The organism is Nonomuraea sp. NPDC049750 (assembly GCF_040659625.1).
Taxonomy (GTDB): Bacteria; Actinomycetota; Actinomycetes; order Streptosporangiales; family Streptosporangiaceae; genus Nonomuraea.
In genome coordinates this window covers 1-15351 of record NZ_JBFANB010000003.1, presented here as the reverse complement: position 1 = coordinate 15351, position 15351 = coordinate 1, and the positions used below count along the sequence as shown (strand labels likewise).

Sequence of the window (15351 nt, the reverse complement as noted above, 5' to 3'; positions counted from 1 at the left end):
CGGCGCGATATTCGACGGCGAACGCCTCCCGGTTACGGCGTTCCATTCCGTTCCATTCAGTTCCATCGTCGGGACGAATATCCACCGCGCGGCTCCGCCACCAGGCGATATGCATAATGATCCGCGCCATAAAGAATATGCGCCCTTTTACCTGTCCCGAGACGGCACGCATACCCTCTAATTGCGGCACATCCCCTTCAGAGAGGTGTGCACCACACATGAGAAAGATTCTGTCCATCCTGGCGTTGGTCGCGACCCTGGCCGGTGTCCAAGCGGCCTTCGCCTTACCGTCCCGCGCGGACACCTTGGCGGCCCTCTTCGGCAACAACCTCCAAGTGGTGGCGGCCCAGGGCAAGGTGAACAACATCACCGTCTCCACCGACGCCTCCGGCAACGTACTGGTCTCCGACACCGGCGACGTGGTCCGCGCCGACGGCGGCGCCTGCGCGCAGGTCACGGCCAGCCAGGTACGGTGCCAGGGCGTCATCGTCGTCCGGATCTTCGCCGGCGACCTGGACGACACCATCACCAACAACTCCGCGGTGACCACGCAGCAGTTCGGCGAGGCCGGCCGGGACACCCTCAGGGGCGGCAGCGCCGGCGACACCCTCTCCGGCGGCCTGGGCGACGACACCGCGTTCGGCAACGGCGGTGACGACATCTACCAGGCCGACGGGATCGACGGCCGGGACAGCTTCTCCGGCGGTCCCGGATCGGACCTGGCGGCCTACAACAACCGGGGCGCCGCCCAGACCATCACCCTGGACGGGGTGGCCAACGACGGCACGGCCGGCGAGGGCGACAACGTCGGCGGCGACGTGGAGCGGGTGTTCGGCGGCGCGGGCGCCGACCGGATCACCGGCAACGCCGCGGCCAACGAGATCCGGGGCGGCAACGGCGACGACGTCATCAACACCGTCGACGGGATCGGCGGCAACGACACCATCAGCGCCGACGGCGGCACCGACACGTGCGACTCCGACAGAGGCGACACCGAGCTCAACTGCGAGATCTGACGAAAGGTGCCCGGGCGGCGCGCTCACACCGCCGCCGCCCGGCACTCGGGTCAGGCGGTCGGCTTGAAGGAGCTGTCTCCGCGGAACAGCGTCGTGTCCTCTGCCTTGTCCAAGCGGAGGACGTCGTCGCGGTGGCGGACGAACCGACCGGGGTAGTTGGCCGACTCCAGCCGCACCGACCCGTCCACCGTGCCCTGGCGAGCGTGGAAGGTCGCGTCGCGCTTGAACAGCGCGGTGCCGTCGTTGGTGTCGAATCGGACCAGGAAGTCCTTGTGCCGCAGGTATCGGCCCTCGGAGTCGACGAAGGAGTATCCCTTGGCGTCGGACAGGCCGGGCACGATGCGCAGCGCGAGCGCGGTCGCCCCGATGCGGCCCACGGCGCCCGCGGCCTGGATGTACGCCTTCGGATGATTGACCGACTGGAAGGCCCGCGAGACGCCCGTCGGCAGCAACCCGCCCCCGCCCGCGGCCGTGGCCCGGGTGAAGGTCAGCGTGCCGAAGCCGAGGTTGTCCCACTTGCTGCCGCCGTAGTCCCCGCCTCCCCCTTCGGGGGCGAGCCGCTTGACGTACGCCTCGATGTGGGGCACCGGCAGCCCGCGGCGGACCCCGTAGTGGTTGTAGAGCAGCGCCCAGACCGGGTCGTTCATGCCGCGTCCCGCCGCGGAGACCTCCGTCTGCTCACGGGGTGCGCAGTTCCGTCCGGTCCCCCACTTGTACGTGGTGAATGGCACGCTCTCGCCGAGGTTGTACTTGGCGACATACTGGGCGCCCTTCATGAACCGGTCGTCGGCGTAGCCGTACAGGTCGATGCCCTGGTTCCAGGCCATCTCGCACAGCACGCCCATCAGCCCGATGCCAAAGCTGGCATGGCCCTGGTCGCGGCCGCTCTCCTGCCACTGGCCGAGGCCGCCGGCGTGGAGGAACGGCACCGCGTTCATGATGGCGCCGTTGCCCTTGCCGTGCTTGAAGTACTCCACGGCCTGGTCGACCTTGGCCTGGTCGTCGCAGAGAATGCCGATGGCCAGGATGGAGGCCATGGCGCACAGGTCCCAGTTGGCCCAGTAGTTGGTGATGCAGGCGTCGTTGTGCCCCCGCAGGAACCGGTCGTTCAGCGGGTAGAAGACGGTGAGCATCATCTTCTTGAAGCGGTCGAGGTCGAAACCCGGGTAGCCGCGCATGATCTCGCCGACGTTGGCCAGTTGCCAGCCCTGGATGCCCGCCGCGAGGAAACGGTCGGCGTTGCCCGTCACCGCCTTCAGCGCGGCCGACCAGGCGTTGAGGATGTCGCGGGCGGCGTCGCCGTGGGCCTTGTCGCCGCTGATCTTCCAGCGCAGCGCGTTCTGGTAGGCGGCGGCCACGTCGATGGCGAGCTGCACGTGGTTCGCCCCCGTGCCACCTCTGACGACCGTCTCCACCGGGCGAGCCTTCCAGGTGCTCTTGGAGCGGCTGTTGGCCACCAGCTTGTCCCAGCCCGCCTTCCACGGCTGGGCTCCGGCGTTCACCTGGGCCCGCATCCGGTCGAAATCCGGCTGCGTGTGCAGCATGCCGGGGTGCCTGAGCGCCGTGGCCGAGGCGCCGGCGGGCAGGGCGGGGAGTACGGCGGCGCCCGCGCCCACGGTCACGGCCGCCTTCAGCAGGCTCCGGCGGGAGGGCTGCGTGGTCATGGAAGTCCTTTCCCAGGGGTCACTCTTGTCACAGGAGACGGAGCCGCCTGTCCGGTGATAACAGAAATTTTCAGAGTGAGACCCGGCTGCGCTGAGGGACCGTCGCGGGGTTGGCGGGCCGCGCCCTGGTGACGTACTGCGGGACGGGGGCGCGGTCGTCACCGGTGTCGCGGGTCAGGCCGTAACGGACGATTCCCCTGGCGGGGTCGAGCCCGGTGGAGATGTCCCGCCAGACCTCGCTCCAGGTCCGGGGCGCCACGTTGAGGTCGACGTCCGTGCCGCTCTCGTTGTTGTGGATGGTGACCTGGCCGTCCAGGTAGTAGAACTCGTTCTGCCACATCTGCTGCTGACCGGAGGGCAGCCGTACGAAGCCGGTCTCGGGAGCGCCCATCCAGGTGACGCCCGGCGCCTGCTCGTCGTCCATCCGCCGCCCACCGCCAGACGCGACGTGGAACAGTCTGCCCTTCAGCCCGGTCCAGGTGGCGGCCCGGAAGTCGCCGATCCGGCTGCGGTAGAGGATGCCCCAGCGGACCTCAACGTAGCCTTTGCCGGTGATGGTGATGTAGTCACCCCGGTGCGTCATCTGGGGGGCGCCGCCATACCTTGAGTAGCCGTGTTTCCCACCGATGGCCAGCGTGCCCGCGGCGCGCCGGGGCAGCGGGGCGGGACGCCGGGCCTTGGGCGGCGCCTGGTCCACCGTGTCGACGGTGCGCCCGTACAGGCCCGCCGGACGGCTCCGCGTCGGCGTCGGCGTCGGCTTCGGCGTCGGCTTCGGCGTCGGCTTCGGCGTCGGCTTCCGCAAGGGGCGCGGGGAGGAGGCGGAGACAGAGGTGGCGATCACCGGCGCGGCCTGCCCGCGCGGCGGCGGCTCGGGCTGGAGGTTCTGGACGATCACCGCACCACCGGCGATCAGCGCGGTGCTGACCGCCGCGATCACGACGGGCTTGGCCGCCAGCGAGGAACCCGCCGCGCCCGCCGCCACCTTGCCCTTGAGTGGGCCCATGGCTGGGCCCATGGCTGGGCCCATGGCTGGGCCCATGGCGAGCAGGCCGCCCTTCAGCGCCGGTACGGCTGCCGTCCGCGCCATCTCCAGCAGACCCACCGCGAACCCCGCCGGGACGGCCACCAGGCCCAGCCCCGCCAGCAGCCGGTCGGCCGGAACCAGGTCTGACAGACGATCCGCGCAGGTCCGGCACTCGCGTACGTGCCGCGACAGCCGCTTGCGCCACAGGGGTGACGGCGTGCCCGTCCAGCCATCGGCCACGTACGCCAGCCCAACGCAAAGGGGACGGGCCGAGAGGGCCCGCACCACCGCGCGGGCCGACTCCAGCCGCCGCTTGACCCGCTGCACGCGGACGGCCGCGTGTCTCTCCTTCAGGTCCAGGCCGGCGGCCAACTCCGCCCGGGTGAGCTCCTTCGCGGCCTCCAGCCACCACAGCGCGAGCACCTCGCGGTCGTCGGCGTCGAGCCAGCGACTGGCCTCCACCGTCTCCTTGCGCTGCCCGGACAGGCCGAGCCGGGTGACGGTGAGACCGGCGAAGTCGGCACTGGCGTCCGCCAGGCCCAGCGCCTCGTCGAGGGCGGCGGTGTTGGTGGTGGCGGCAGTGGTGGCCCGCCGCCACTCCCGCACCTGGTTCAAGGCGATGGCGACCAGCCAAGATCGGAAGCTCCTGGGGTCGCGCAGCCCGGACACCCCGGTCACGACTCTGGCCATCGTCTCCTGCACGACGTCGTCCACGTCCGGGTGGCCGTTCATGGCACGGCCGACGATGTTGTACACGAGCCGCAGATGGCTCCTGACCAGCTCGTCGACCGCGCCGCGATCGCCCGCCCCGGCCGCCAGCACCGTTTCGACCTCGTACGTCGACCGCGCGTACATCCATCACCCCGATCCGGAACTCCGATGCTCCGACCAGGAGACGGGAACATCACCACTGAAATAACACAAAACAGTGATTGTTCCAGTTTGTCGCTTATGTGGACATCACGGATGATGTGTCACTGAAGGCTCCCGACCTCCGGGCGTGTCGCGCTAATCCGTCAGGACGCTCACGCTCGAGTCCCACGCCCGAATACCGGACAGTTTGGAGTACATGCTGTAGCACACACCGTTCGAGCGGGGACCACCGGCGCTGATGATGCCCATCGCGACCACCTTGCCGCCGGCCATGGATCGGTAGACGGCGCCGCCGGAATCGCCCTGCTCGGCGCCGGCGCAGTCGTAGGTGCCGTCTCCGTTCTGGTCGGAGTTGGTGATCGCCCAATGATTGACGAACACGAAGTAGTCGTTCTCGCCCATCCATCCGGCGTAGGAGCCGTCGGTCACGTACTGCCGGCATGTCTGGCCTGACATGACTCCACTGGTGCAGACGGCGGTGCCGTTGGGTGGGGTGCCGTAGTCGGCCGCGCCGACCACCAGCGAGGTGCAGGGGTCGGCGTTCTTGGCGCAGTTGTACACGCGGGGGAGGTAGCCGCCGCCTCCCTGCAGCAGGCTGAAGTCGCCGTACTGGTCCTGGGTCCCATCGGTTATATAGCCGGGGATGCCGCGTATCGTGGTGGTGACCATGGCGCCGTGGTAATAGGTGGTGTCGGGCGCCGGCCAGAGGAAGGACGACGCCCAGGCCCTGGGGTAGTCGGTCTCCGACGGGAAGCAGTGCGCGGCCGTCAGCATGTGGGTGACCCCCTGCTTGGCGACTGCGAAGGCGGTCGAGCAGACGCCGATGGCGGCGCTGCGGGCCTCGTTGAACATGCGGATCCCCGCACCGCCATAGTGCGGGGCCGTGTCCCGCGAACGGGTGTTGGGTCGCGTGACCGCGTCCTGGCGGCGGAAGGTGATCGCGTCGCCGAAGCGCTGTTTGAGTTCGGTCCTGGCAGTGTCGGAGTCTCCTGAGGCGTAGACCACGGCGGTCGCCTTGATCGGGTCGATACCCACTCCGAATACCTGGTTCTTGTAGGCGCCGGCCGTGATCAGCTCGACGATCTGCGCCTTGGTGGCCTCCACGTCGGCCAGGCTGCGGGGGACCTGTTCCACCGATACGGATACGGTCTCGCCCGATACTGATCGCGTTCGGCTGCGCAGGGTATCGGCGCGCTGCTTGAAATCAGCGCCGGACGGCAGCGTGACGGTCACGGCATTTTGCCCCACGACCCGCACGCCGGTGTAGGAACCCGGCGAGGCCTCCACGAGCTTCGCTAACTCGTCGGCCGCATTCTGGGCGTCCAGCGAGATCGAGTCGCCGGGGGGAGGAGGGAGGGGATCGAATGCGGGTGATTTCAGACCAGCCGAAGCCGGCTGGAGAGGGGCGAACGGGACTACGAATGCCACCAGCGAAAGGGCGGCAATCATCATCTTGCGAGACCGCACAGGTCCTCCGATGCGAGGAAGGGGGTAACGACATAGAGATTTCGGTCTGTGCCGATATCTCTGACGATCTTCGCATCAGAACGGGGCCGAAGCTAGAGGCAGGAAGAAAACACGGGTACGTGATCCCTGACATGGCCGCCACCGACGTAGCGAAGATCGATCAGCCGGCCAAGCCGTACGAATAGCCAAATTGCCCGCCGGATTATGGCAACTCGGTGGGGTTCTCGGCCGCGTGATCGCTGGTTACACTCCGGTCGGTACCGAGCCGCCCCACCGGGCGGCTCATACGGCTTGTCACCCACCGGGGAGGGTTCAGTGATCTCTCCGGTGTGCCTCGACGCGGGGTGACCTGACACCTCCTTGGCGCGTGGTGAGTCCATGCAGCCTCGACGAGGAGGATCTTGTGTTATCCAGTCCCCGCTTATCCCGTGCGCGGCGGCTCGCGTCGGTGGTCATCGGCCTGAGCATGGTGGCGGTGATGAGCCCGGCAGCGGCGCGGGCCACCCCCACACCCTCTCCCGCGAACGGGAAGTGGCAGGCCACCCCCGTCACCGGCGCCCAGCTGGTCGAGGGCGCCAAGTCCCCGACGGGCAAGCTCGCCAAGAGTGACCAGGCGCTGTTGCGGACCACTTCGCCCGCGCCGATCAACATCATGGTCAAGCTGGACTACGACTCGCTCGCCGCCTATCGGGGCGGGCTGCCCGGTCTGCCGGGCACCAGTCCCGCCGTCACCGGCAAGGCGCTCGACACCAGGAGCGCCGAGGTCAAGAAGTACGGCCAGCACATCGAGAGCGTGGAGAAGGCGTTCCTGGACCAGCTGGCCGGCAAGGTTCCGGGGGCCGTGGTGGGCCAGCGGGTCAGGACCGTCTATGGCGGCATCGCGCTCCGGATTCCGGGTAACAAGGCGGCCGAGGTGCTGAAGCTACCCGGCGCGGTCGCCGTACAGGAGGACAAGCCCCAGCAGCTCCTCACCGACTCCAGCCCGGAGTTCATCGGCGCCAACACCATCTACAACCAGCTCGGCGGCAGCAACTCCTCGGGCAAGGGCGTGATCGTGGGCGTGCTGGACTCCGGCGCCTGGCCCGAGCACCCCCAGTTCGCCGCCCCGACCGGCCTGCCCGCGCCGGGTCCGACCAAGGACGGCACGCCCCGGGTCTGCGACTTCGGCGACAACCCGCTGACCCCGGCCAACGACCCCTTCACCTGCAACAACAAGCTGATCGGCGGGCAGCCGTTCCTGGAGACCTACAACGCGGTCTTCGGTGGCGAGGTCTACCCCGACAGCGCCCGTGACTCCAACGGGCACGGCACCCACACCGCCACCACGTCGGCCGGCGGCCCGGTGGCCGACGCGAACCCGCTGGGGATCAGCCGCGGCCCGATCCACGGCATCGCACCCGCCGCCGAGGTCTCGGTCTACAAGGTGTGCGGCGCGGAGGGCTGCTTCCCGTCCGACTCGGCGCAGGCGGTGGCACGTGCCATCCTGGACGGCGTCCGGGTCATCAACTTCTCGATCTCCGGTGGCTCCGACCCCTACAGCGACCCGGTCGAGCTGGCCTTCCTCGACGCGTACGCGGCGGGCGTGCTGGTCTCGGCGTCGGCGGGCAACTCGGGGCCCGACGCCAACACCACCGACCACCGCAGCCCGTGGGTGACCACGGTGGCCGCGTCCACGCAGACCAGAACGTTCCAGTCCACGATCACGCTGTCCGGCGGTGGCGCGACGGCCACGATCAAGGGCGCGTCCGTCACCTCGGGGCTCGCCTCGCCGCTTCCGGTGGTGCTGGCGTCCGCTCCGCCGTACTCCAACTCCTTGTGTGACACCCCGGCGCCCGCCGGGATCTTCACCGGGAAGATCGTCGCCTGCGAGCGCGGCCCGAACCGGGTGCTGAAGAGCTTCAACGTCAGGCAGGGCGGCGCCGCGGGGATGATCCTCTACAACGCCTTCCCGTTCGACGTCTTCACCGACGCCCACTGGGTCCCGTCGGTGCACGTCAACAAGCCCGAGACCGACGTACTCATGAGCTTCCTGTCCGCGCATCCTGGCGCGACGGCGTCGTTCACCCAGGGGGTCAAGGCCAGCTGGCAGGGCGACGTGATGACCTACTTCTCCTCGCGTGGTCCCGGCGGGGACTTCCTCAAGCCCGACGTCACCGGGCCCGGCCTGCACATCCTGGCGGGCATGACCCCGACTCCCGAGTCACCGCTGGAAGGGCCGCCCGGCAACCTGTACCAGGTCATCCAGGGCACGTCCATGTCGGCGCCGCACGTGACCGGCTCGGCCGCCCTCGTGTTCGCCCTGCACCCGACCTGGACACCGGGACAGGTGAAGTCGGCCCTGGAGACCACGGCCAAGACCGCGGTCACCAAGCAGGACCGCGTCACCCCCGCGGACCCGTTCGACATGGGCGGCGGGCGCATCGACCTGACCAAGGCCGGCGACCCCGGACTGACCCTGGACGAGAGCGCGGCCAACTTCATCGCCTCGGCCACCGACCCGCTCAACCGGATCGACCTCAACCTGCCCTCGGTGAACGCGCCGACCATGCCCGGCCTCATCACCGCCAAGCGCACGGTCACGAACACCACCAGCAAGTCGCTCACCTTCTCCGCCTCGGCCACGACCGTCAGCGGCGCCAACATCACGGTGCTGCCGGCGCGCTTCACCGTCGCACCGGGCAAGAGCACGAAGCTGACGGTGGTCATCACCGCGCCGGACCTGCCCGACGGGCAGTACTTCGGTCAGGTGAACCTCAAGCAGGTCGGCGGCTCGCGGGCGCTGCACCTGCCGGTGGCCTTCTTCCGTCAGGAAGGCATCGTGCCGGTCGACCAGACCTGCGCGCCGGCCACCATCCCGAGGAACACCGGTGAGTCCACCTGCACGGTCACCGTGCAGAACAACAGCCTGTCCAGCGCCGAGGTGACCGCGCTGAGCACACTCGACGCGCGCCTGCGGCTGAACAGCGTGACCGGGGCCACCAAGATCGGCACCCAGATCGCGACGGCCAAGGCGACACTGGCCGGCCGCCAGCCCGACAAGCCGACCATCGCGCCGGGTGCGGGTCCTGCCGGATATCTTCCGTTGGACGCCTTCGGCATCACACCGACGCCGATCGGGGACGAGCAGGCGCTGAACTTCACGGTGCCCGCCTTCACCTTCGCCGGTAAGACCTACACCAGGATCGGCGTGGTCTCCAACGGCTACAGCGTCGCCGGCGGCACCAACGGCGCCGACGACATCGCCTTCCTCCCGCAGACGCTGCCCGACCCGGCGCGGCCGAACGCCGTGCTCGCCTCCTACTGGACCGACCTCGACGGCACCGGCGCCCCCGGCGTCTTCGCCGGGACGCTGACCGACGGCGTCAGCCGCTGGCTGGTGCTGGAATGGCGGGTCCACACCTTCGGTACGAGCAGCCTCAAGGTGTTCCAGCAGTGGATCGGGCTCAACGGCGTGGAGGACATCAGCTACGCCTACGACCCGGGCAACCTGCCGGGCGACGCCCCCGCGGGCGCGGGACTGACCGTGGGCGCGGAGAACGATGAGGGTACGGCGGGCGACCAGATCTCCGGGCCGCCCACCCAGGACCTCGTGGTCACGAGCACACCCGGCGCGCCCGGGGGTGCCCTGACCTACTCGATGAAGATCAAGGGGGTCAGCCCGGGCGTCGGCAACGTGACCACGGCCACATCAACCCCGCAGGTCAAGGGGGTCACCGTCGAAGTGGACAAGATCACCGTCCAGTGATCCGGTAGCGCCGCGGGCGGCTCGCCCGCCCGCGGCGTCACCACCCCAGGCGTTACCGCCCTCGGCGTCACCGCCCGATGGTCATATCGGGCGGCTGGTCATATCTGACGGCGAACGACCGCGGATCCGCTCAGGACGTCTGCCTCAGACGGGCCTGGCCTCAAGGAGGCTCGCTCCCGCGCCCAGCTCGACGACCTCCGCCAGCTCCAGGCCGGCCTGCTCGAACAGCGTCGCGTACTCCTCCCGGCTACGCTCGAGGCCGCCGTTGAAGATGGCCAGCATGCGTAGGTCGAGATCCTTGCCCAGATGCGGCGCCTCGTCGTCGGGCAGTGCCACCTCCAGCACCAGCACCCGGCCGCCGGGGTTCATCGCGCGGCGGACATTGCGCAGAATCCTTAGGGCATCGCCGTCGTCCCAGTTGTGCAGGATGCTCGCCAGTAGATAGGCGTCCGCGCCCGCCGGAACCGAGGCGAAGAAGTCGCCGGCCACGACCTCGTAGCGATCGGCCAGGCCCTCGGTGGCCAGCAGGTCCCTGGCCCGGGCCACCACCTGGTCGAGATCGAAGAGGATGCCGCGCATGCCCGGATTGGCGTGCAGGACCGTGGCCATGATGTGGCCCCTGCCCCCGGCGACGTCCACCATGGTCTCGACGCCCATGAAATCGTATTGCTTGACCAGACCGTCCGTGAGCGTGATCGCCCTGGCGGCCATGTAGTCGTCGAATATGCGGCCCGCATCAGGATTTTTCGCCAGATAATCGTACACATGCCCATACTTTGCGACGAATGCTGAGCTGCCCTCGCGGACCGTGTCCGGCAGCTTGCCCATCGCGTACCAGAAGCCTTCCTCGCCAATCGCGCGGATCGAGGAGCGGATCGAGCCGGGGACGTCGGAACGGAGCGCGGTGCCCGTGTCGGTCAGGTCGTAGCCGTCAGCACCGACCGTGCGGATGACCCCTATGCTCGCCAGCTCACGCAGGACCCGGCGGAGCGAGGGGGCGTGCGCCCCGCACCTCTTGGCCAGTTCCTCGGTGTCGAGCGGCCCGTCCGCCAGCTGGTCGGCGATGCCCAGCTCCGCCATGGTCAGCAAAGCTGAGAACCGCGAAATTTCGGAAACGGATCTCCAGAGGAGGCTGTCAGAGTGTGACATGTGTCCTTCCAAAAGGTTCCAGAGAGGTCATGGCGTTTGGGTGGCCTGCCTGTGCCAGACCAGCAGCCGGCGCTCCGCGACCACGAAAAGCGCGTTCACGATGAAGCCGAGCACCCCCAGCAGGGCGATCGTCGCCCACACCGCGGGTGTGTCGAAGCTGCGCTGTGCCTGCAGCAGTTGGTAGCCGATGCCGTCCGTGCTGCCGAACAGTTCAGAGATCACCATGAGGATCAGCGCGAGCGACAGGCTCAACCGCAGGCCCGCGAAGATCTTGGGCGAGGCGGCGGGGATGACGATCCGGCCCAGGCGCTGCGCCCTCGACAGCCCGAAGACCGTGGCGGTCTCGGTGTAGGTCCGGTCCACCGACCTGGCCCCGTCCATCGAGTTGAGCAGCACCGGCCAGATCACACCGGACACGATCGCGGCGAGCTGCATCTGCAGGCCCGTCTGGAACAACACGAGGAACAGCGGCAGCAGCAACGGTGGCGGAATGGCGCGGCCGAACTCGATCAGCGCGTTCACGTAGTCGGCCGCCACCCGCGAGCGCCCCAGGAGCACTCCCAGCACCACTCCGATGAGCGAGGCCAGGATCCACCCGGAGAACATGCGTCCCAGGCTGGGCAGGATGTTGGCCAACGCGTCGTCTGTGAGGAACAGTCGTGCGGCCGGGCCGGAGAACCACAGCTCGTACATGCGGGAGACGATCGTTGTGGGCGGCGGGAAGTCCGTGTCCTCGAGCCGCCGCGCGACGAGCTCCCAGAAGACGATGACGACGAGGATCACCCAGGACCTGGCGAGCGCCTTCACGACAGCGCCCCCGTCCGCACCCGGTGCCAGCGGAACAGGCGGCGCTCCGCCGCCTGTAACGCCACGTTGGCCAGCAGGCCGAATGCGCCAGCCCAGAATGTAGCCGCCATGATGAGGTCGGTCCTGTTCCCGCTTCCCGCCTGGATCACGAAGACTCCCAGGCCCGCGGCGCCTCCGGCGAGCACCTCGGCACTGACGGCGATGATCAGCGCGATCCCGGCGGCGATCCGGATGCCGGTGGCGACGAAGGGCGCGGCGCTGGGCAGGCTCACCCTGCCGAGCACGGCCAGCCTCCCGAATCCGAAGCTGCGCAGCGATTCCTTGGCCAGCGGGTCGACGTCGTGCATGCCGTACAACGTGTTGATCAGTATCGGCCAGACGGACGCGTACACGATGACGGAGACTTTCATCAGCTCGTCCACCGGGATCAGCAGGATCGCCAGCGGGATGATCGCGACGGAGGGGATGGGCCGCAGGAATTCGAGCAGCGGCCGCACAGCGCGCTCCATCGGGGTCAGCGCGCCGAGCAGGACGCCCGCCGGGACGGCCACCACCACCGCGATGAGCAGGCCGATCGCCCAATTCGTGAGCGTCGTGAGCGCTCCCAGCAGGAAGTCTCCGTCGGCCAGGAGGAGCATCGCCTCGTACAGAATGGCCGAGGGCGGCGGGAAGACCAGGTCGCGGCTCAGCCCGAACCGGATGACCAGCTCTCCGACGGCGAAAAAGCCCGCGGCGCCCACGACGCCGCGGAGCAGCCGTGCAGGGGTCATCAGCTCGATGATGCCACGATGATCGACTTCACGTCGAAAGGACTGGTGAGGTACTTGTAGTCGAGCATGAGATCGGCCACTTTTTGCAGCCGGGTGGCGCTCAGCTCGCTCGGATAGGTGCCCAAGGTGATGACCGAAGCGGTCTTCGCGTCGATCTTCGTGTACTTGGGCAGCATCGCTTCGATTTCCTTGCGGTTACTCGATGCGAGACTCTGAGCCTTGGCGATCGCCCGTTGGAAGGCGGCCAGCGTCTTCGGGTTCTTCTGCACCCACCCGTCGGTGGCCATCCAGCCCGCGATCGGCAGGTTCTCCATCTCGCCCGTCATGGTGTCGGCCAGCTTGCGGAAGCCCAGCTTGCTCTGATTGGCGGTGATGAACGGCTCGGTGCTCAAGCAGGCGTCACCCTGGCCGCTGGTGAGCGCGTTGCCCATGTCGGGGAGCGGCTTCTCGGCGAACTTGACGTCGTCCTCGGTCAGGCCGGCTACCTTTAACTGCGTCGTCACGGCCAGTGTGGAAATGTTCTTGAGAGTGTTGACCAGGACGGTCTTTCCCTTTAGGTCAGCGACCGTTTTGAGCGGCGAATCCTTCGGAACCATGATGTTGAAGGTGTTCGGACCGGCCTGGTAACTGTCCGCGACCAGTTTGAGCTGGTCACCCTTGCTGGCGGCCAAGAACGTCGAGACATAGTTGGTCATAGAGATGTCCAGCTGACCGCTCTTGACCTGCGGGATGGCCAGCGCGCCGCCGGCGATGGCGATCGGCTGGACCGTCAGGCCCTCTTCCTTGAAAAAGCCCTTGGCGTTGGCGATATAGAGCGATACAGCATCGGGAACCGGCAACGCGCCGACCTTGATGACGGACTTCTCCAAGCCCTTGCTGTTGGCCGACGCGCCAGGAGAGTCGCTGTTCCCACCACAGGCGGTAAGGGTGAGAGCGACTGCGGCGCCGAGAGTGAGGGCGCGACAGCGCAGTGTGCGGGTCATCGGGGGCTACTCCTACCAGGGGATTCAGCGTCTAGAGCGCCAGCATCGGAGGCAACGAGCGTGAAGCGTACCGGAGGGAAGATCAAATCTGAAGCGCCATGCCACGTATATCCGATTTCTTCAACGAAACACAATAAATGGGGAGATAGAGGTTCGATGCGCTTAGAGTGCAGTTGATGGCCCAATGACCGAATTGTCATGATTTTCGGATGCATGCACCGTACTTGAAGGATCAATGGAAAAAAAGTCAGATCGCACCGGTCGAAAACTTCTGAGCGTTTGTCCAACTCCTGATGTTCGTGATCAAATAGGCCCCCAACTCGCCTGCAATCACTCGACAGTGTGACGAATTCCGTGACGAATTCCCTGTAGCAGGCCACGCGAGAGGTTGCCATTAGTGAGGACAACGACGACCAAACACGGTCGTGCCGGGGCCCCCGCTCTGCCGGGAAAGTCAGCGGCTCACGAGAAGTCCGCCGAGTCGGTGCCCGCACCCGGTAGCGCGATGGCCCTGCGCAATTGGCGGGTGCGGACCCGCCTCATTTCTCTCATCGCCATTCCGACTCTGGTGGCTGTGATGCTGGGCGGGCTACGCGTCTCCACCTCGATCAGCAGCGCACAGCAGTATCAGCACATCAGCAACGTGAGTTCCCTCGTCGCGCAACTCGGCGAGCTGTCCCGCGAGATGGCCCTCGAGCGTGACCTCTCGGCGCAGTTCGTCGCCTCCAACAGGGCATCGGCCGAGAAGGAGCAGCTCGCGGCCCAGCAGGGGATCGTGAACGCCAGCGTGGCGCGCACGAACGCGGCCGCCACGACGGCCGAGGACTCGCTGTCCGATCTCGGCCGCAAGAAGCTGGCCACCATACGCACCAGGCTGACCCAGCTCGCCTCGCTGCGAGCCACCGTGGCCGGCACACTGCTGCCGCCGCTCCCGACGATGGAGAAGTATTCCGAGGCCATCGCCGAGATGCTGCAGCTCTACGACGAGGTCACACAGGGCTCGACAGACGAGCAGCTCATCTCCACGACCGCGGCCCTGCGAGCCATCGCCCGCTATGAGGAGGAGACCTCCAAACTGCGGGGTCTGCTGATGATCGCGCTGGTCAGGGGGTCGTTCGAAGAACCCGAGTACAAGGCGTTCCTCGACGCCCGCTCCAGGCGTGAGAGCGAACGCACCTCCTTCCGCACCGTGGCCACCCTCGCCCAGCGGCAGTTCTACGACAACACGGTCGCCAGCGTGAAGGTCGGGCGGGGCGAGTTCTACATGAACAGGGCCGTGTTCCTCACCAACACGGGCCTGTCCCTGCGGCGGCTCGACACCTCGACGAGCGACGACGTCGCCCGCTGGGTCGAGTCCATCAGCGACACCGTCGACAGCGCGCACACCGTGCAGAAGGCGATGTCGCAGCAGGTCGCCACCATCAGCGCCGACGTCCAGGGCAGCGACCAGTACGTGGCCGGGCTCAACATCGCCCTCGTCATCACCCTGATCATCCTGGTCCTCGCCGTCACCGCCGTCATGGCCCGCTCACTCGTCCGGCCGCTCAGGCGGTTGCGCGGAGACGCGCTCAAGGTCGCCGGCCAAACACTGCCTGAGCTCGTGCGGCAGCTCCGCACCAGCGAGGTCAGCGCGGACGATGTGCAGGTGCCACCGATCGCCATCTCGTCGAAGGACGAGATCGGGGAGGTGGCGCGGGCCTTCGACGAAGTACACCGGGAAGCGGTACGGCTGGCGGGCGAGGAGTCCAAGCTCCGTACCAACGTCAACGCGATGTTCGTCAACCTGTCTCGCCGAAGCCAGACGCTGGTCGAGCGGCAGATCACCCTCATCGACGGGCTGGAGCAGGGCGAGC

General features: G+C 67.8%; 10 protein-coding genes. 3 read left to right on the top strand and 7 right to left on the bottom strand.

Annotation, left to right across the window (positions count from 1 at the left end; all coding sequences use genetic code 11):
- The first annotated feature begins 218 nt into the window (after positions 1-218).
- Positions 219-1016 carry a hypothetical protein gene (locus AB0J16_RS08835; RefSeq protein ID WP_358536197.1) on the top strand — a complete coding sequence of 266 codons (798 nt, stop codon included), beginning with the start codon at positions 219-221 and terminating at the stop codon, positions 1014-1016.
- 50 nt (positions 1017-1066) lie between these two features.
- Here AB0J16_RS08835 and AB0J16_RS08830 read toward each other — a convergent pair whose 3' ends face one another.
- From AB0J16_RS08830 to AB0J16_RS08820, 3 genes are all read right to left on the bottom strand, one after another.
- On the bottom strand, positions 1067-2680 hold the full coding sequence (locus AB0J16_RS08830) for an AbfB domain-containing protein (protein ID WP_358536195.1): 1614 nt from the start codon (positions 2678-2680) through the stop codon (positions 1067-1069).
- Between the two features lie 70 nt (positions 2681-2750).
- Positions 2751-4559 (bottom strand): sigma-70 family RNA polymerase sigma factor, encoded by a 1809-nt coding sequence (locus AB0J16_RS08825; protein WP_358536193.1) that lies wholly within the window; start codon positions 4557-4559, stop codon positions 2751-2753.
- 153 nt (positions 4560-4712) lie between these two features.
- Positions 4713-5711 carry a hypothetical protein gene (locus AB0J16_RS08820; protein ID WP_358536191.1) on the bottom strand — a complete coding sequence of 333 codons (999 nt, stop codon included), beginning with the start codon at positions 5709-5711 and terminating at the stop codon, positions 4713-4715.
- A gap of 736 nt (positions 5712-6447) precedes the next feature.
- Here AB0J16_RS08820 and AB0J16_RS08815 point away from each other — a divergent pair.
- The gene (locus AB0J16_RS08815; RefSeq protein WP_358536189.1) at positions 6448-9789 is read left to right on the top strand and encodes a S8 family serine peptidase; all 3342 of its coding nucleotides are present in this window, start codon (positions 6448-6450) and stop codon (positions 9787-9789) included.
- A gap of 144 nt (positions 9790-9933) precedes the next feature.
- Here AB0J16_RS08815 and AB0J16_RS08810 read toward each other — a convergent pair whose 3' ends face one another.
- The 4 genes from AB0J16_RS08810 to AB0J16_RS08795 all read right to left on the bottom strand — a co-directional run bounded on the left by AB0J16_RS08810 (position 9934) and on the right by AB0J16_RS08795 (position 13498).
- Positions 9934-10869: a methyltransferase gene (locus AB0J16_RS08810; protein ID WP_358536187.1), complete on the bottom strand. Its 936-nt coding sequence runs from the start codon at positions 10867-10869 to the stop codon at positions 9934-9936.
- Positions 10870-10965: 96 nt separating this feature from the next.
- On the bottom strand, positions 10966-11745 hold the full coding sequence (locus tag AB0J16_RS08805) for an ABC transporter permease (RefSeq protein ID WP_358536185.1): 780 nt from the start codon (positions 11743-11745) through the stop codon (positions 10966-10968).
- Positions 11742-12515, bottom strand: a complete 774-nt coding sequence (locus tag AB0J16_RS08800; protein WP_358536183.1) for an ABC transporter permease subunit — start codon at positions 12513-12515, stop codon at positions 11742-11744. The genes AB0J16_RS08805 and AB0J16_RS08800 overlap by 4 nt, the downstream gene beginning before the upstream one ends.
- Positions 12515-13498: an ABC transporter substrate-binding protein gene (locus AB0J16_RS08795; RefSeq protein WP_358536181.1), complete on the bottom strand. Its 984-nt coding sequence runs from the start codon at positions 13496-13498 to the stop codon at positions 12515-12517. Before AB0J16_RS08795 ends, AB0J16_RS08800 begins: the two co-directional genes overlap by 1 nt.
- 505 nt (positions 13499-14003) lie before the next feature.
- Here AB0J16_RS08795 and AB0J16_RS08790 point away from each other — a divergent pair.
- Positions 14004-15351, top strand: a 1348-nt coding sequence (locus AB0J16_RS08790; protein ID WP_358536179.1) for a nitrate- and nitrite sensing domain-containing protein, incomplete at its 3' end; no start/stop codon positions are given.